This is a genomic window from Duganella sp. P38, assembly GCF_050859475.1.
GTDB lineage: Bacteria > Pseudomonadota > Gammaproteobacteria > Burkholderiales > Burkholderiaceae_D > Rugamonas.
Map to the genome: position 1 here is coordinate 2784508 of NZ_CP193936.1, position 16624 is coordinate 2801131.

15 protein-coding genes and 2 pseudogenes are annotated in these 16624 nt (G+C 66.2%); 11 read left to right on the top strand and 6 right to left on the bottom strand.

The features are described 5' to 3' along the window. The 3 genes and pseudogenes from ACRQ5J_RS12960 to ACRQ5J_RS12970 all read left to right on the top strand — a co-directional run. The gene (locus tag ACRQ5J_RS12960) at positions 1-870 is read left to right on the top strand and encodes a CocE/NonD family hydrolase (RefSeq protein ID WP_432377340.1); all 870 of its coding nucleotides are present in this window, start codon (positions 1-3) and stop codon (positions 868-870) included. Further along, positions 840-947: pseudogene (locus ACRQ5J_RS12965) on the top strand (hypothetical protein); the annotation flags it as partial. The gene ACRQ5J_RS12960 and the pseudogene ACRQ5J_RS12965, both read left to right, overlap by 31 nt. 265 nt (positions 948-1212) lie before the next feature. Continuing rightward, positions 1213-1899: pseudogene (locus ACRQ5J_RS12970) on the top strand (CocE/NonD family hydrolase); the annotation flags it as partial. 55 nt (positions 1900-1954) lie between these two features. Here ACRQ5J_RS12970 and ACRQ5J_RS12975 read toward each other — a convergent pair. From ACRQ5J_RS12975 to ACRQ5J_RS12985, 3 genes are read right to left on the bottom strand one after another with little or no spacing between them, the layout of a single operon-like run. Continuing rightward, on the bottom strand, positions 1955-2764 hold the full coding sequence (locus ACRQ5J_RS12975) for a substrate-binding periplasmic protein (RefSeq protein ID WP_432377341.1): 810 nt from the start codon (positions 2762-2764) through the stop codon (positions 1955-1957). Continuing rightward, positions 2761-3990, bottom strand: coding sequence for a TCR/Tet family MFS transporter (locus tag ACRQ5J_RS12980; RefSeq protein WP_432377342.1), 1230 nt, complete (start codon positions 3988-3990; stop codon positions 2761-2763). The genes ACRQ5J_RS12975 and ACRQ5J_RS12980 overlap by 4 nt, the downstream gene beginning before the upstream one ends. Positions 3991-4006: 16 nt before the next feature. Further along, on the bottom strand, positions 4007-4666 hold the full coding sequence (locus tag ACRQ5J_RS12985; RefSeq protein ID WP_432377343.1) for an HD domain-containing protein: 660 nt from the start codon (positions 4664-4666) through the stop codon (positions 4007-4009). Between the two features lie 205 nt (positions 4667-4871). Between ACRQ5J_RS12985 and ACRQ5J_RS12990 the strand changes: the two genes are divergently transcribed. Then, entirely contained in the window at positions 4872-5366 is a 495-nt protein-coding gene (locus tag ACRQ5J_RS12990) for a chemotaxis protein CheW (RefSeq protein ID WP_432377344.1), read from the top strand. An 84-nt stretch (positions 5367-5450) separates the two neighbouring features. Beyond that, a complete protein-coding gene (locus ACRQ5J_RS12995) occupies positions 5451-7061 on the top strand; it encodes a methyl-accepting chemotaxis protein (protein ID WP_432377345.1) in 1611 nt (536 codons plus the stop codon). Here the strand turns inward: ACRQ5J_RS12995 and ACRQ5J_RS13000 are convergent. The 3 genes from ACRQ5J_RS13000 to ACRQ5J_RS13010 all read right to left on the bottom strand — a co-directional run bounded on the left by ACRQ5J_RS13000 (position 7058) and on the right by ACRQ5J_RS13010 (position 8854). Next, a complete protein-coding gene (locus ACRQ5J_RS13000; RefSeq protein ID WP_432377346.1) occupies positions 7058-7741 on the bottom strand; it encodes a ribonuclease HI family protein in 684 nt (227 codons plus the stop codon). The genes ACRQ5J_RS12995 and ACRQ5J_RS13000 overlap by 4 nt on opposite strands. 234 nt (positions 7742-7975) lie before the next feature. After that, complete coding sequence (locus tag ACRQ5J_RS13005; protein WP_432377347.1) at positions 7976-8488, bottom strand: YXWGXW repeat-containing protein; 513 nt, start codon at positions 8486-8488, stop codon at positions 7976-7978. 141 nt (positions 8489-8629) lie between these two features. Next, complete coding sequence (locus ACRQ5J_RS13010) at positions 8630-8854, bottom strand: hypothetical protein (RefSeq protein ID WP_432377348.1); 225 nt, start codon at positions 8852-8854, stop codon at positions 8630-8632. Positions 8855-9038: 184 nt separating this feature from the next. Here ACRQ5J_RS13010 and ACRQ5J_RS13015 point away from each other — a divergent pair, with 184 nt between their 5' ends. The 6 genes from ACRQ5J_RS13015 (at position 9039) to ACRQ5J_RS13040 (ending at position 16554) form a co-directional block, all read left to right on the top strand. Continuing rightward, on the top strand, positions 9039-12386 hold the full coding sequence (locus ACRQ5J_RS13015; RefSeq protein WP_432377349.1) for a penicillin-binding transpeptidase domain-containing protein: 3348 nt from the start codon (positions 9039-9041) through the stop codon (positions 12384-12386). 126 nt (positions 12387-12512) lie between these two features. Further along, a complete protein-coding gene (locus tag ACRQ5J_RS13020) occupies positions 12513-13370 on the top strand; it encodes a hypothetical protein (RefSeq protein WP_432377350.1) in 858 nt (285 codons plus the stop codon). 180 nt (positions 13371-13550) lie between these two features. Beyond that, the gene (locus ACRQ5J_RS13025) at positions 13551-13808 is read left to right on the top strand and encodes a hypothetical protein (protein ID WP_432377351.1); all 258 of its coding nucleotides are present in this window, start codon (positions 13551-13553) and stop codon (positions 13806-13808) included. Between the two features lie 11 nt (positions 13809-13819). Beyond that, the gene (locus ACRQ5J_RS13030; protein WP_432377352.1) at positions 13820-14398 is read left to right on the top strand and encodes a hypothetical protein; all 579 of its coding nucleotides are present in this window, start codon (positions 13820-13822) and stop codon (positions 14396-14398) included. Beyond that, positions 14399-15559 (top strand): hypothetical protein, encoded by a 1161-nt coding sequence (locus tag ACRQ5J_RS13035; RefSeq protein WP_432377353.1) that lies wholly within the window; start codon positions 14399-14401, stop codon positions 15557-15559. After that, positions 15556-16554 carry a hypothetical protein gene (locus ACRQ5J_RS13040; RefSeq protein ID WP_432377354.1) on the top strand — a complete coding sequence of 333 codons (999 nt, stop codon included), beginning with the start codon at positions 15556-15558 and terminating at the stop codon, positions 16552-16554. Before ACRQ5J_RS13035 ends, ACRQ5J_RS13040 begins: the two co-directional genes overlap by 4 nt. Positions 16555-16624 lie beyond the last annotated feature (70 nt).

The window sequence follows — 16624 nt, forward strand, 5'->3', positions numbered from 1 at the left end:
ATGCGATTTACCGCTGTAGCAGCGTTGCTTGCCTTGTCCTTCCCCGTCTTTGCGCAAACGCCGGCCATGGCGCCGGACATCCCGGCCAAGTTCGACACCATCATCCCCAACGCCGACTACGTCAAGCGTGAGGTCATGATCCCGATGCGCGATGGCGTCAAACTGCACACGGTTATCCTGATCCCGAACGGCGCCAGCAAGGCGCCCATCGTCCTGACCCGCACGCCGTACAACGCCAGCGGCCGCGCCAGCCGCAACGTCAGCCCGAGCGTGCTGGCCACCGCCGGCCAGGGCGACGAAACCATGCTTGGCGAAGGCTACATCCGCGTGTTCCAGGACGTGCGCGGCAAATACGGGTCCGAGGGCGACTACGTCATGACCCGCCCGCTGATCGGCCCGCTGAACAACACCCGCAACGACCAGTCCACCGACGCCTGGGATACGATTGACTGGCTGGTCAAGAACATCCCGGAAACCAACGGCAAGGTCGGCATGATCGGCTCGTCGTACGAAGGCTTCACCGTGCTGATGGCGCTGACCAATCCGCATCCGGCGCTGAAAGCGGCCGTGCCGATGAGCCCGATGGTGGACGGCTGGCGCGGCGACGACTGGTTCCACAACGGCGCTTTCCGCATGCCCAACCTGCGCTACATCGCCAGCCAGACCGCCGCGCGCGGCGCCGGCAAGCAGCTGGCCACCGGCGTCTACGACGATTACGAAGGCATGCTGCGCGCCGGCTCGGCCGCCAGCTACGCCGCGCAATTCGGCCTGGATAAACTGAATTTCACCAAAAGCTGTTCGAGCATCCGTCCTACGACAGCTATTGGCAGCACCAGGCGCTGGACAAAATCCTTGCCGGGCGCGAGCTGAAAGTGCCGACCATGAACGTGGTCGGCTACTGGGACCAGGAAGACATCTACGGCGCCTACGCGGTCTACGCCGCGCTGGAGCCCAAGGACAAGGACAACAACAAGAACTACCTGGTGGTCGGCCCGTGGCGCCACAGCGGCGTCAATTACGAAGGCTCGACCCTGGGCGCGCTGAAATTCACCGGCGACACGGCGCTGGAATTTCGCCGTGACTTCATGCAGCCCTTTCTTGACCAGTACCTGAAGGATGGCGCGCCGGTGGCCGACACGCCGCCGGTGCTGTTCTACCAGACCGGCGTGAACCGCTGGCAAAAGCTGCCGCAATGGCCGCTGGCCTGCGCCGACAACTGCGCCACGCCGCTCAAGCCGATCTACCTGCAGGCCGGCGCCAGAGCTGGGCTTCGAGGCGCCGCAGGCGGACCCCGGCTACGACGAATACGTGTCCGACCCGGCCAAGCCGGTGCCGTTCGTGCCGCGTCCCGTGCGCATGGGGGAGCGCAATGTGTGGCAGCCATGGCTGGTGTCGGACCAGCGCAGCTTCTCCGACCGGCCGGACGTGCTGACCTATGTGACGGAGCCGCTGAAAGCCGGGCTGCAGATCGCCGGCGCGCCGGTGGTCAACCTGTGGGCGTCGACCACCGGCACCGATGCCGACTGGGTGGTCAAGCTGATCGACGTCTATCCGGACGAAGTGCCGTCGCAGCCGGAGCTGGGGGGCTACCAGCTCGGCATCAGCATGGATATTTTCCGCGGCCGCTACCGCAACAGCCTGGAAACGCCGGCGCCGATACCTGCCAACGCGGTGGAGCGCTACCGCTTCGCGCTGCCGAACGCCAACCACGTGTTCCTGCCGGGGCACCGCATCATGGTGCAGGTGCAATCGAGCTGGTTCCCGCTGTACGACCGCAACCCGCAAACCTATGTGCCGAACATCTTCTACGCCAAGCCATCCGATTATCGGAAGGCGACGCTGAAGGTGTTCCACAATAGCGCGATCGAATTGCCGGTGGTCGAGGCGGCCAAGCGTTAAGCACATGGCGATGGCAGCCGGCGCACTGCCAGTTCATCCAGCACATGGCGGTGCGCTAGCGTGGGCGCACGCTGTCGGTCAGCACGTCGGCGCGGAAGTAGCGCAGGTAGCCTTCCATGATCTGGTTGGATTTGCCGGCCTTGTCCAGCGCCTCGCGCAGAATGGCCTGGTCGTCCGGCTTGAGCGCGTTGGACAGGTAGGCGCCGCTATGGCGCCACGGCAGTTCCGGGATCGGCTCCATCTTCAGCTTCTCTTGCAAGCCATGCACGCGCGGGTCGCGGCGGATCGCGCCAGCCATCAGCGTCGGCCCCATGATGGTGACGTCGGCCGACCCGGCGTTCAGCAGCCGCGCCACGGCGATCACATCCACCTCCACAAACAAGCGCCCCTGTTTTTGCAGCTCGTTGACCAGCGCCGCGTAGTGTTCGCCGTAGTCGAAGCCGCGCACCACCGCCACGCGCAGCTCCTTGCGTGCCAGCAGGTCCTGCGCGCTGGTGAGCGGCGCGCGGCCGGTTGCCACGGAAATCAGCATCGCCCGGTGATTAATCATCGGCACAAACGTGCCTAGCTGGTCGCGCTCCGGCGTGCGCGACGCCGGCACCAGCAGGTCCGCCTTGCCAGCCTTGAACATGGCCACCTGGCGCGCGCGCGGCACTACCGAGAAGACGATATTGCAGCCGGTTTTGCTGGCGACGGTGCGCAACAGGTCCGGGTAAATCCCTTTCACATGCTCGCCATCGATGATGACGCTGGCGCCGTTGGACGACACCGGCGCGGCGATCGCACGCGAGCAGCTGGCGCTGGCCTGCGCCGCCAGCACCGTCTGCGCCGCCAGGCAGGCCGCCAGCAGGCCGCGCAGCCTCATGCCGGCACCTCGTGCTTGCGGAAGTAGCCGCGCGCCACGAAGATGGCAACCGCCTGCATCGCCGCGCACAGATAGAAGGTGCTGCCGACACGCCAGTCATCCAAGGCCAGGTGGCTGACTTCACCCAGAATCGCGGAACCCAGCAGCGGCATGATGATCACGCCCACGCTGCTGATCGATTGCAGTGATCCCATCAACTCGCCCTGTTCATTCGGCGGCGTGCTCTTGGAGATGATGCTTTGCAGCGCCGGGCCGATGGCGAACGACAGCACATTGCACAGGATGAGCACATACATCATCCAGCCCTGCGTCACCAGGCCATACAGCAGATAGGTGATGGCGCCCGACACCAGGCCGAGCACCGACAGCCGCACCTCGCCGAAACGCTTGATGAGGAAGCCGAGCAGGCCCGCCTGCACCACGGCCGCCGTCAGGCCGACGCAGAACAGCGCCGCGCCATTCTGGCCCGGCGTCCAGTTGAAGCGGAAGGTGGTGTACAGCACCCAGGTGGTTTGCAGCAGCATCGCCGCCAGCGTCACCAGCGTGTAGGTCAGGATCAGGCCGCGAATGTCGGTGCGGCGCGCCAGCTTGTTCAGCGCCGCCAGCGGATTCAGCTTGGACAGCGTGAACGGCGCGCGCTGCGCCGCCGGCAGCGACTCCGGCACCACGAAATAGCCGTAGACGAAATTGGCGGCCGACAGCGCGCCTGCCACGTAGAACGGCAGATGCAGGTCGACAGTGCCGAGCAGCCCGCCCAGCATCGGCCCGCAGATGAAGCCCAGGCCAAACGCCGCGCCGATCTTGCCGAAGCTCTTGGCGCGGTTCTCCGGCGTCGAGATGTCCGAGGCGTAGGCCGCCGCCACCGACATGCTGGCCGACGACATGCCGCCGATCACGCGGCCGAGAAACAGCCAGGCCAGGTTCGGCGCCCACGCCGTGGTGAGGAAGTTGATGCACATGCCGGCCATCGAATACAGCAGCACCGGGCGGCGGCCGATCCGGTCGCTCATCGCGCCCAGCATCGGCATGAACAGGAATTGCATCAGGCCGAAGACGGCGCTCATCATGCCGTACCAGTAGGCCTGGCCCTCGCGCGTGCCGGTGAATTCGCCCACCAGCACCGGCAGCACCGGCACGATCAGGCCGATGCCCAGCATGTCGATGAAGACGCAGATCAGGACGAAATTCAGATTGCCCGGCGCCGCCGCCGTGTCGGTTTTGCTCATGGGAGGAGGGCGCCGCTTAAGTCGCGGCCGGGCTGGCGGCCCATTCGACGATGAAGTTGTCGCGGAAGGCGACCAGTTCCCGCATGCGCGCCTCGCCCAGCCGGCGGCCGGCGGCGGTCTGCATCTTGCCGGGCAGCGTGGCCAGCTTGGTGTCGATGTGGTCGAGCGCATAGCCCTTGTCGTCCAGCTCGCGGTGCAGCGCCATCGGATCGTCCGGATGCGCCAGCGCGGAACCCATGCGGCCGGCCGTGTAGAACAGCCGCGCCAGGCCGACCGCGCCCAGCGCGTCGAGGCGGTCGGCGTCCTGCACGATTTGGGCTTCGATGGTCTCGGGGCGGAGGTTGGCGGAAAAACTGTGGGTTTCGATGGCGTGGGCCACCGCCGCCAGTTTGTCTGGCGGGAAGTTCAGCGCCGCCAGCTGGCGGCTGGCCAGCAGCGCCGCCTTGCGCGAGGCCAGGTGGCGCTCCGGATCGTTCTTCGGCAGGTTGACCAGGTCGTGCAGGTAGCAGGCGGCCAGCACCACCAGCGCGTCGGCCTCGGGATGGTCGTCCAGCAGCAGGCCGGCGTTGCGCCAGACGCGGTGCAGGTGGTTGGTGTCGTGCGCGCCGTCGGCGTCCTGCGCGGCGGTGGCCAGGGCGACCAGCCGCGGGTGCCAGCTACTGAGCAAGCTATTCATCTGTCTCTCTGTGATATCGGCGATGTGTGGCAAATCATACAGGCTTGCCGCCGCCTTGTGCAGCCAAAACCATGGTCTGACTGTCAATCTGTGTATTGCGGAAAGGTTATTTTGTTGCCTTAACGCACTTATTCAGTGCTATTGATCTTGACTTAGGGTAACATTACGCCTAGTTACCAGTCACTTTAGCAATGAAGGAAAAGCTATGTCCAACGTAAGCGAACTCAACGCCTCGGCCTCGACCGCCGGCGAATACCTGGCCTTTACCCTCGGCCAGGAAGAGTATGGCATCGATATCCAGAAGGTCAGCGAGATCCGCAGCTACGAAACGCCAACCCGCATCGCCAATGCGCCGGATTTCGTCAAGGGCGTGGTCAATCTGCGCGGCATCATCGTGCCGATCGTCGACATGCGCATCAAGTTCAACCTTGGCACGCCGTCGTATGACCAGTTCACCGTCGTCATCATCCTCAACATCGGCCACCGCGTGGTGGGCATGGTGGTGGACCGCGTGTCGGACGTGACCACGCTGACGCCGGACCAGATCAAGCCGGCGCCGGAAATCGGCTCGGCGCTCAACACCGAACATATCGTCGGCCTGGGCACGATCGAAGAGCGCATGCTGATCCTGGTCGATATCGACAAGCTGATGTCCAGCGCGGACATGGGCCTGATAGACAGTACGGCGCTGGCGGCATAACCACCGGCGACATCACAGCGGGCCACCCCCGATGCTGATTCCGTAGTTTTGTTTTTGTTGTTACTCTGAGAGGTAGGTGCAAGAATGAATATGTTGGCGAATATCAGTATCGGAAAACGCCTGGCGTTGGGTTTCACGATTATTCTGGCGTTTGCGATGCTGATTACCGGCATCAGCGTGTGGCGTCTGCAGGGCGTGGCTTCGGCCACCAGCGAAATGATGCAGGTGCCGCTGGCCAAGGAACGCATGATTTCCGACTGGTCGGGCAAAATCGACAGCGGCATCCGCCGCACCACCGCCATCGCCCGTAGCAGCGACCTGTCGCTGGGCACCTACTTCGCCGAAGAGTCCAAGGCTTCGTCGGCCGGCTCCTCCGAGCTGCAAAAGAAAATCGAGGCGCTGATTACCGACGCCGACGAGAAAGAGCTGTTTACCCGCATCGGCGAGCAGCGCAAGGTCTACCTGTCGTCGCGCGACCAGATCAACAAGCTGAAAACCGCCGGCGAACTGGAAGAAGCGACGCGCATCTTTGAAACCGTTTTCCGCCCCGGCACCGCCAAGTACCAGGAGTTGATCGTCGAGCTGCTGAAAATGCAGCGCGCGAAGATCGACGCCAGCGCCGCCCACATCGACGAAGTGGCCAACAGCAGCCGTCATCTGCTGTTCGTGCTGGCCGCGCTGGTGCTGGTGTTCGGCCTGACCGCCGCCTGGCTGCTGACCACCGGCATCGTGCGTCCGCTGCAGGAAGCGGTGACCGCCGCGCGCCGTGTCGCCAGCGGCGACCTGACCGGCCATATCGACGACAGCGCCAAGGACGAAACCGGCCAGCTGCTGTCGGCGCTGAAGGAAATGAATTCCAGCCTGCTCAACATCGTCACCGAGGTCCGTCACGGCACCGACCATATCACCACCTCGTCGACCGAAATCGCCCAGGGCAACCAGGACCTGTCGCGCCGCACCGAGCAGCAGGCCGGCGCGCTGGAGGAAACCGCGTCGTCGATGGAAGAACTGACGTCCACCGTCAAGCACAACGCCGACAACGCGCGCCAGGCCAACCAGCTGGCCGCGTCGGCCGCGCAGGTGGCCGTCAAGGGCGGCGCCGTGGTGGCGGAAGTGGTGGGCACCATGGATTCGATCAACCAGTCGTCGAGCAAGATCGTCGACATTATTTCGGTCATCGACGGCATCGCCTTCCAGACCAATATCCTGGCGCTGAACGCCGCCGTGGAAGCGGCGCGCGCCGGTGAGCAGGGCCGCGGCTTCGCCGTGGTGGCGTCGGAAGTGCGCAACCTGGCGCAGCGCTCCGCCTCGGCCGCCAAGGAAATCAAGGCGCTGATCGGCGACTCGGTGGAGAAGGTCAACCAGGGCAGCAAGCTGGTGGCCGACGCCGGCACCACGATGGACGAAATCGTCGCCAGCGTGCACAAGGTCAGCGACATGATCTCTGAAATTACCGCCGCCAGCAGCGAGCAAAGCGCCGGCATCAATGAAGTGAATCAGGCCATCGGCTCGATGGACGCGGTGACGCAGCAGAACGCGGCGCTGGTCGAGCAAGCCGCCGCCGCGGCGGAATCGATGCAACAGCAGGCCGCCGCGCTGGCGCAAGCGGTCAGTGTGTTCAAGGTCGATGGCACGCCGCGCCTGCAAAACGCGCGCGCTGCGCGCTCGCCGCTGCAAATCGCCCGCAGCGTTTAAGCCTCCACGGCCGCTTGTGCGGCCGCGCGGTCGATCGCCTGCTGCGACAGGCGGTCGGCCTCGACGTTGCGATGGCGCGGCACCCAGCGCAGGCTGACGCCGTCCAGCGCCGCCATCAGCGCCACCACGCGCGCCCGATGTTCCTCCACGCCCTTGGCGCCGCGCGCCGCGCCGAGATTCACATCGTTGATCACCACCTGGCTGTCGCCATACACGGCCAGGCCGGTGGCGCCGATCTCGCGCGCGGCTTCCAGCAGCGCCGTCAACGCCAGGTATTCCGCTTCGCTGCTGTTGCCATGGCCGGCGCGGCGGCTGATTTCCACTCGCTGCCCGTCCGGCCCGCACAGCAGGGCGCCAATGCCGATCTGGCCTGGATTCGGATGGGCGGAGCCGTCAAACCAGCCGCGCCACGCGGCGGACGGTTGCATGCCGGCCTTGCGCTGCGCCAGCTTGTGGGCGGCATTGGCCTGGCGCGCCAGGCGACGAGCCTCGTCGCGCTGGCGCTGCGCCTCACGTTCGGCCAGCAGGTGCGCGAGTCCCGGCGCGCCGGCGGCCAGCGTCAATACCTGCAACAGCGCCTGTGCTTCGCTCACCTGCGTGCGCGCCGCCAAACGGCGCGCGGCCACGCGCTCGCCCTTGAAGGCGGCCGTGGCCAGCGTATCGAAATCAGAATGATCCATTAATCGCGGCGGCGGTTGTCCGGATGGTGGTCGTAGCGGTTCGGCACACCGTCGCCATCGCGGTCGCGGTCATAGCGGTTGGGCACACCGTCATGGTCGCGGTCCCCGCGTCCGCCGCGTCCATGATGGTCGCCGCGGTTGTCGTGACGGTCGTAGCGGTTGGGGATGCCGTCATGATCGCGGTCGCCGTTCGGGCCCCGGTTCCAGCGGGCTTGTTCGCGATACCAGCGGCCATCACGCTGCTCCCATCGCGGCTGCTGGTAGACGTAGCCAGGACGCGAAGCTTATCCAGCTGCCGCCCACCCATTCGTGGCGGTTGCCGCGCCAGTCCCAGTAGCCGGGCGCCCAGATGTAGCCGGCGCGCGGTGCTGGAATGCGCTCATAGCGCGGCGGCGGCGGCGCGACGGTGATGTAATCGACGCGGCCTGGGCCGCCAACGGTGACCCAGCCGCCCGGCGCAAAGCGCCAACCGCCGCCGTCACGCACCCATTCGGCCTGACGCCAGCTGCTGCCGACCACTTCGCGCTCCCAGTGGCCTGCCGCCCAGACGTGGCGGTGGCCATCCCAGTTCCAGTAGCCCGGCGCCCAGACGTATCCCCGCCGCGGCGCGGGCAGGGTTTCAATGCGTGGAGGTGGCGGAGCATTGCCAATCACGATGCTGACACCGACTTGCGCGGAGGCGGTGGATGGTGCAAACGCTGCCGCGCTCAGTGCGAGGATGGCGGTAGCAAAAATTGGCTTGATCATGATAGTTCCTCCGTTCTTTGATTGCGCTGCTGATGCGCATGAACGAACTATATCAAGCGGTGTTGTTCGTGGTGCTGTCTGATGCAACTTTTTACATATGACACAAAGCCGAGCAAATCAAATGTGCGCCGGCGCACAGCTTCAGATGTTGTTGGCTTTGGTGGCTTCTGCTGCCATCACGGTGGCGCGTTCTTCCAGCACCGACTGCAGTTTTTGTTCAGGCGTCAGGCGCTTGGCGCTGACCACCACCGTTTGCATGTTGGCGTCCGGTGCGGTCGCGCCGGTGTGGGTGAGCGCGTACGCGGCGCCGCAAGTCAGGGCGGCGGTGACGACGAACAGGGCTTCAAAGTTTTTCAGGACATTCATGATGATCTCCTTGCGTTGGTTAAAGTGAGCTTCGATGTAGTCACTGTATCCAAAGGCGCCGCAAGCTGCGCCGGGATTGCGACGAGACGCCGTTTCGGCGGGCCGAAATGCATTCTGGCGGGATGGGAGGGCGGTTTTCCCCGCTCCCCCGGCTAAGGAGGTGCAAATCGATAGCGAGGGGCTTATGCCGCAATTCATCCGCACCATCCTGCAAGCCTGGGCCGAGCGGCGCCGCGCCCGTCGCCGTGGCGCCAACCTGCGCGCAGGGAGGGATGCCGGCCGGCGCTTGGGCCGCGTTGGCGGCGGTGGCCATGTGCCCGCGTCTGCGCGCGGCCACGGCTCGGCGCGCGTGCTGTGGATCGCCGTCGCCGGCGTCATCCTCGCTGCGGCGGGCGGCGCGCTGATCGCAGGTCACGCCCGCCATCTTGCCGCGTCTACCGGCAGCACGCCGCAATCCGCCGCCAACGTCCGCGCCGCCAATGCCTACCAATCCACGCTGCCGGGCATCGCCTTCATCGTGCCGCAGCAACCCGGCATCAGCGCCAGCTTGCATCCAGGCGGCGCCTTGCTGATCGCCGCCAATCTGCAAGCCGCGCCGCCGGTGCGAGTGGACCTGTGCAGCCAGTTGCGCGGCCCCGGCGACCCGCGCCTGTTGCCGCTGCGGATAGGCTACCGCTTCGACGACGTCAAACGCTGGGTCAAGCGCAATGAGGAAAGCAGCGTCCAGATCTCGTTGCGCAATGTGCTGTTGATCGCGGACCGGGATAGCGGCGCCGACGCCATGCCCGAGGTGCAAATCGAAGGCAGCGCCCGTGCCGATTTCAACGACCCGCTCAGCGAACCGTTGCAACTCAGCTGGCGCGCCCGTGGGGGCGACACCCGCTGGCTCAGCGACGCCAGCTTCGGCCAGATCGAGCAGGGCGCCAGAGGCCAGGTGGCGTTGCGCCAGCAAGGCTGGCTGCTTTGGGGCGCCGGCTCCGCGCTGCGCATCGAACGCCGCTCCAACGCCATGTGCCCGCAGGCCGGCGAACTGCTGGTCCAGCTCTATCGGCCCGCCATGCCCGAGGACAGCCGGGTGGCGCAAGGCGTATTCGGCGCGCGCGCGCAGGCCGGAGCAGGCGCGGCGCTGGTCACCGCGTTTCCGGCGCGCGGCCGCGCCGTCAGCGCCTATCTGGCGCCGGGCGAGTATCAGGTGCCACAGGCTGCCGCCGTCGCGCTGGAAGACCAGGCCTTGTTTGAGCAGTTGCAGGCGCAAGGCCTGATCCGGCTCTCGGCCAGCGGCGCCATCGACATCGCGCCACGCGATTTACCGCAATGGCAAGCGGCGAACAGTACAGAGCGCGCGGCTGAACTCAGCGACTGGAAGCAGGTCCGGCCCGGCGTCGCCACGCGCAAGCTGGTCAAGCGCCTTTACTACCAGGCCGACGGCGCTTATGTCCGCCAGCAGATCGACATCTACAACAGCGAACGCCGCCTGCTGGCATGGCGTATCAAAGGCCCTGCCGATCTGCCGCTGGACTGGAGCGTGACGGCCGGCGGCAACGCCAATGGCAAGGCGCCGCTGATGGTCGCCACGACCAGCCAGATGCCGGTGGCTGCATCGCGCCTGTTCGCATCGCTTCCACAAGGCTGGCAACCATGGAGCCGTGTCGCCCGCTGGCCGCAAGCCGCCGAAGGGCGCGACGGCAAACCCACCGTGCGGCTGACGCTTGCCTTGCCGCGCCCCGCCAGCGGCGGCGAAGTCCTGCACATACTGGTGGCGGGCCATGTGGCGACGGCCGGCAGCGAAAACCTCGACAGCGTCCATGGCGCCAGCGCGCGCCTGGCGCCGGCCTGCACCGGCCGCGCCTGTGCCAGCGGCAGCGATGTCCAGCAGATCACACTTACCTTGCTATCCGGCGCGCGCGATATCCGTCTCGACCTGCAACCGCTGGATTTCAATGCGCCGGAAGACCAAAAATACCGGCACCTCCGCGTGGCGGGCGGGCGGCTGACCTGGCAGCCGCTGGCGCCGGGCGATCGTGGCGCGCCGCGCAGCGCTGCGCCGTCTGCGGTGCAGCTGCAGGACCGCAACGGCACCCCGCTCTGGACCGATGGCGCGCCGAGCGACGCTGCTTTGCAAGCCGGCCTCGCGCCGCTGCTGGGCGTTGAGACGGAGCATGCCAGCAGCGTGGCGGGCATGCTGGCCCGCCTTCCTGCGCCAGCCGGCACGGTCAACGCGACGCTGACACTCGACCTGCCACTGCAAACCTTGAGCCAACGGGTGCTCGAATGCGTCGCCATGCAGCGTGGCCGCTGGCACGACAGCGCGTGCAGCGGCGGTCAGCCGGTGCCGGAAGGCCGGCACGCAGGCCTGGTTATTCTTGATACGGAAAGCGGTGACATTCTTGCCGCCGCTGGCGCCGGCGCAGGCGAAGTCAGCGCCGCCAACTGGGCCGAAGTGCGCGACTTCGACCGCACCAGTCCTGCACGCAGCCCCCTGCGCCTGCCGGCGCTACAGCATGATGGTGGGGCCCACCAAAGTCCCGGCTCGACCTTCAAGGTCATCAGCGCATTGGGCCTGGAACTGGCGGCACAAGGCGATACGCAAGTTGACGCGCTGTTGGGCGGCATGCCGCTTCCCGCCATCAACCGGCTGGCGGCGCAGCGCGGCTACGGCTTCCAGACCGACGCCGCCAGCTATCCCATGAATCCGCGGCTGGCGCATATCACCAACTACCGCGAACAAAGCCTGGACCGCCGCGCGCAAGAGGGGCGGCTTGGATTGGCGCAAGCGCTGACATACAGCCTGAATACCTGGTTCGCCTGGTCCAGCGAGCTGAGTGACCGCAGCCTGTTTGGCCGTCCGGACGGCGGCGCGCCCGATCTTCAGGCGCTGGACGCGGATGCGCTGGACAGTGTGCGTCCGATCATCGCCGCAGCGCGCCGGCTGGGTTTCGAGCAAGCGTTGCGCCTCGATGGCGGCTTGCTGCCGGCGGACTTCAACTGGCGCGCGTGGGATGCGCTGCAAGCCACGCCAGCCCGCATCGATCCGATACACACGCGGCACGAGCTTCGGCAGATGGCGATCGGCCTGCGCATGCAGGTCACGCCGTTACAAATGGCGCTGGCATCGGCGGCCGTGGGGCAGGGGCGGGTGGTGGCGCCGCGCATGCTGCTGTCGCTGGACGGCGCGGCCAGCACCACGCCGCCCGCCGCGCCGCTGGGCATTCGCCTTGACCGGATCAGGGCCGGCATGAAAGGCGTGGTCGATGTCGGCACCGGCGCGGGCGCCTTCCGTGGCGCCGCGCTCACTGGCGTGCGCCCCGGCCTGTATGGCAAAACGGGCACCGCGCCAAGTGGCGAGCATACGGCCACCGTCTGGTTCACCGGCTGGCTGGAGCCCGGCAGCTTGCCGGGCCAGGCGCACCGGTTGGCGATGGCCGCATTCGTCAGCCACTCCGACGCTACGGGCGGCGAACATGCGGCGCCGGTGATTGCCGCCATCCTGTCCACACTGGCGGCGCAGAACGGTGAACAGAAGGGGAAATAGCCTTGTAAACGGGATAATGCGCAGGGCGTTTTTGTGGCATGCTTGAAAAGCCTTTTGACTTATCTTTTTATACAGGACTTTATGCGCTTGCCAGGAACCCGGTACCAGGAGCACGGCTGGGAACAAGTGCGCAAGCTGCTGGGACTTTGCTCGCTGCAGGCTTTCCGGCAGATTGAAATGCACCAGGTACTCGACCCCGCGCAGCATGCCGCGCTGCTCGACGCCTATACCGACGCGGTAGCCGCAGCCCTGCGCGCCAACGCCCGTAGCGCGCGCGGGGAGGCGGAAGGCAACAGCTATGGCGAGAGCGTTTATGAGTTGTCGCTCGGACTGGTGTTTGAGTTGCAGGCGCAAACGTCCTATTGGACGGCGTTTGTCGCCGCCATGGCAGGCGAATGCGCGCGCAGCGGCGCGTTCTGGCGCGATCCGGCCGCGGAAGGCGTGATGCGCAAGAAGGTCAATGATATGTATGCGACCTTGCGCGACAAGGTGGATGCGGATAACTATGTGGTCGCCACCGGGCGCGAATGCTCGCCGAATAAAATCTACACCTACCGCATGCTGGACATGGCCTATCGCGAGATATCCGGCCTGTTCGCAGCCTGGGAGCATCATGCCGCGCAAGTTGGCGCTATTCTCGGGCGTCCGCTGGCTGGCACGCCGATCGAGGTGCGGCAGATGAAGTCCATTGGCGGCTGCAAGGCGGAGTGGATTATTCGCTGGAGCGCGACGCTGGAACAGTTTGGCGGCTCGCCAGGGCCGCTGCATACCAGGTCCAAGCGTTTCGCCAGCCTGAAAAACAGCCCGGACAAGATTGCGGCGCTGCTGGCGGAGATTGGCGACTATGAAGAGCTGTCTCGCGAATATGGACAGCGCCGAGGATTGGCATTCCGATGCCGGCGAGGCCGCGCTGTGGCTGGAAGATTATTGGCGTGTGCTGGGCGAGTCCGAACAGGCCGAGGCCAGCGGCGAGCAGCCGGATGAGGACCGCATCCTCGCCGCGCCGGAGCCGGGCCCGCTGGCGGACGACGACGCCGACGCGCAGGCTGCGCCCCCGTCAGGCGCGCACGACGCGTTGAATATCGAAGCGCCGGTCAGCGACGCGCAACTGGCCGCCGAACAGTCCCGCGCTGAAGAGCTTTCTCTCCCCTCCGCTATCTGGAAATGGCCAGGACCGCGCAGGACGCCGGCAGCTGGACGTTGCGCATGTTGCGCGACGCGTCGCTGCCGGTGCGCCTGGCCGTGTACCACAAGCTGCTGGGCGCAGCAGACGACACGTACCCGGACGCCTGGCTGGACCCGGCCACCGGCGAGCTGCCAACCCTGCAACAACTGGCAGCGCTGGACCAGATTTCAATGCCGACGCTGCGCAAGCGCCGTAATGAAGCGATCGCCCGGCTGCAAGCCGTTGGCGCGCGATGAAGGAGAACGATTTGAATTCGCCACACGATGATCTGGATGCCCGCTTGCACGAGCGCCTGCTGCTGTCGCGCGCCGTGCCGGGCGACCGTCTGATGCTGGCCGACGCCACCATGCTGGCGGCGCTCGACGGTACGCGCGCGCTGACGCCCAACGAGCGTCAAGCCTTGTCGGCGTCGCCGTTGACGCTGCGCCGTTTCCGGCAGTTGTCGCTGGAACGCCGCGCTGCCGCGCAGCCGCTGGCCGCCAACGATGCGCTGTGGACTGGCAGCATAGGCATGCTGCGTGCCGCATCCACGGCCGAAGCGCTGGAGGAGCTGGTGACTGACGATGGCTGCTGGACGTTGCATTTTCTGTCGCAGGACGGCGGCTGGCAGGTGATTTTGAGCCTTTCGGCGGATGCGCCGTTTGCCGCGCGTGTGCTGCGCGAACAGCCGCAATTGCGCGTGATCGATGGAGGCGGCGCAATTGTGCTGCAAGGCCGGCTGGACGGCGATGGCGAGTGCGAGCGCGCCTGGCCGTTTGCCATCGCACCGGGATCGCATTTTCAACTGTATGGAGCCGGCTTTGCCGTCGAACCGGTGGCGCCGTAGATGATGGGTATATTCAGCCGCCGCCGCAAACAAGCCGCCGACACCGGCGGCTTGGGCGAAACCTTGATCGCGCTGCGGCTCGACGCCGGCAATATCGCGCCAGCGCAGGCCACGGTGGTGGTGTTCAATGCGGCCGGGCATGCGCGCCGGACGGCGGCCGGCAGGGTTGCGTGCGAACCAGGAGAAATGGCGTTCTGCTTTCATCCGGGCCCGTATTCGGTGGACCTGACACCATTCGCGACGGCGCCGGAGTGGGGCTTGCGCTTGCGCTTTGTGATCGACGCTGCCAATCCGCGTGTGACGCAGCAGCGCTTTGATTTGTATTTGTACAGCGAGACGGCCGGGCGGCTGGCGTTGGCCGATTTCGCCGCGACCGTGGAAATGGCGCTGCAGGCCGAGTTGGCGCAGGGAGCGCTGGATCTGCCGCCGTGTACATCAGTGGAGGAATGGCATGCCTTCCGCGCGGGGCTGAATCAATTGATGTACACGCGTTATGGGGTGACGGTTGACGATTGTGTGCCGGTGGATCTCGGCGAGCAAGTCGACTATGCCGCCATTCTTCAAACCCGCGCCCGGGTGGCCGCACTCGAAGCCAGTATCGCCGCAGCGCGTGACGAAGACGAGCGGCAAAGCGGCGGCGACATCCTTCCGAGCGCGGCGGTGATCCCGGCCACAGGCGCCGACACTGGAAGCGGCGCCGGCCGCGTTGCGGATGTCGGCAGGCGGCCGATGGCAACGCAAGCCAGCGTCGCCGAACAGGATGCGCGCGCGTTGCGCCGCCTGTTCCTGGAACTGCCAGTCCTGAGCGCCGAATTGCGCCTGCTAACCCTGCCCGAGGGCACGGAGATCTTCCAGCAGCATCAATCGCTGCTGCTGCGACTTGGCATGGCCGCGCTCAACGTCAACACCATGCCGTCGCTGGCCTGGGCCGCGCCCGACCAGCCGCTGCCCGCTGAAGACCAGGCCCTGCGCAGCGCCCAAACGCTCATCGCCCAGTCAGCGCTGGACGAAGCCTGGTCCTTGCTGGCCCGCCTTCAGGGCGCAAGCCACGAACAATGGTCATCATTGCTGGACGAAGCAGACCGCATCTGCGCCAACCTGGAAACCGGCCTGTCCCTGCGCCGCATCACTTACGTCCCGCGGCAGGAGCCTTCGCTATGAGCACCATCTCGACCAGCAATGTCCCCGGCAATGCCGAGTGCCGCTGCACACTGGCAGATGGCCGCGAACTCACCATCACCGCCAGCCGCCGTCCCCGCGCAAATCGCGCCGACGTCAAATGCACCGTACCCAACGCGCCGGCCATCGCCGACCGCATGCAGCAAATCGTCCGCCTGGCACGCCACACCGAAGCGCGGCTGGACAGCCGCGACCAGGTGGTGCTCAGCATGGACATCGCTCCCGCAGTCCTTGAGCGCGACTGGGAGCTGGCCGCCGTCCTTGCCGACCGCATGGTGCGCGGCCTGCAACCGAATCGCCCGGTCAGCGCGCAAGGCAGCTCGGAGGCCTGGCACGTCGGCCGCGTCACTGGCACGGTGACCAGCGCCGATGGCGAAACGCTGTCCATCACGCACCTCGGCGCCCTGGCTGGCCATAGCGACCCGTCGGCCGCCGTCTCCACCGTGCGCACCTGGTTCCCGCTGCACAGCGGCGGCATCAATGACACGCTAGGCTGGCTCGAAGTCAGCGTCTTCCCGCTCGAAGTCCTGGCAGCAAGCGAAGAAGACGCCATCGCCGCTCCTGGGCTGGACCTCGCGGCGCAACAGGAGGTCAGGCAGACGCTGACCGCAGCGCGCCATTTCGACGGCAAAGGATTGGGGCGCTGGCGCACCGTGGTCCGTTTTGGACAAGCGCGTTTCCAGGGCGGCTCTTACCAGCTGGCGCTGGTCATGGCCGACCGCCTTGCGCGCGGAAGGGAGTTCATCCCGCGCGGCCGCATCATCGCCACCGGCTGTTCCAGCGCCTGGCACGCCGGCCGCGTCGACTCGGTGGACGGGCGCGAATCGAAGCTGGCGTTAATATTCAATCAAGCCGGCAAGGGCGACCGCGTACTGCTGCCCAGGGACTGGGAAGCGCAACTGCCGCCCGGATTTTGCGCCGGATTGCGGCAAAAGGGCGCCACACTGGCTTGTATCGACAAGATTGGCATGATTTAAAGCGTGCGCAAGAAGCAAACCGGGCCCGCCCTGCTAAAATCGGCAGATCGAAGGGCAGCCTGGAAGATGA

Coding starts and splice junctions, on each gene's coding strand:
- ACRQ5J_RS13000 (WP_432377346.1), bottom strand. CDS start 7,741: ATGGATCATTCTGATTTCGATACGCTGGCCACGGCCGCCTTCAAGGGC.
- ACRQ5J_RS13025 (WP_432377351.1), top strand. CDS start 13,551: ATGGCCAGGACCGCGCAGGACGCCGGCAGCTGGACGTTGCGCATGTTG.
- ACRQ5J_RS13010 (WP_432377348.1), bottom strand. CDS start 8,854: ATGAATGTCCTGAAAAACTTTGAAGCCCTGTTCGTCGTCACCGCCGCC.
- ACRQ5J_RS12975 (WP_432377341.1), bottom strand. CDS start 2,764: ATGAGGCTGCGCGGCCTGCTGGCGGCCTGCCTGGCGGCGCAGACGGTG.
- ACRQ5J_RS12985 (WP_432377343.1), bottom strand. CDS start 4,666: ATGAATAGCTTGCTCAGTAGCTGGCACCCGCGGCTGGTCGCCCTGGCC.
- ACRQ5J_RS13040 (WP_432377354.1), top strand. CDS start 15,556: ATGAGCACCATCTCGACCAGCAATGTCCCCGGCAATGCCGAGTGCCGC.
- ACRQ5J_RS12980 (WP_432377342.1), bottom strand. CDS start 3,990: ATGAGCAAAACCGACACGGCGGCGGCGCCGGGCAATCTGAATTTCGTC.
- ACRQ5J_RS12995 (WP_432377345.1), top strand. CDS start 5,451: ATGAATATGTTGGCGAATATCAGTATCGGAAAACGCCTGGCGTTGGGT.
- ACRQ5J_RS12990 (WP_432377344.1), top strand. CDS start 4,872: ATGTCCAACGTAAGCGAACTCAACGCCTCGGCCTCGACCGCCGGCGAA.
- ACRQ5J_RS12960 (WP_432377340.1), top strand. CDS start 1: ATGCGATTTACCGCTGTAGCAGCGTTGCTTGCCTTGTCCTTCCCCGTC.
- ACRQ5J_RS13035 (WP_432377353.1), top strand. CDS start 14,399: ATGATGGGTATATTCAGCCGCCGCCGCAAACAAGCCGCCGACACCGGC.
- ACRQ5J_RS13015 (WP_432377349.1), top strand. CDS start 9,039: ATGCCGCAATTCATCCGCACCATCCTGCAAGCCTGGGCCGAGCGGCGC.
- ACRQ5J_RS13005 (WP_432377347.1), bottom strand. CDS start 8,488: ATGATCAAGCCAATTTTTGCTACCGCCATCCTCGCACTGAGCGCGGCA.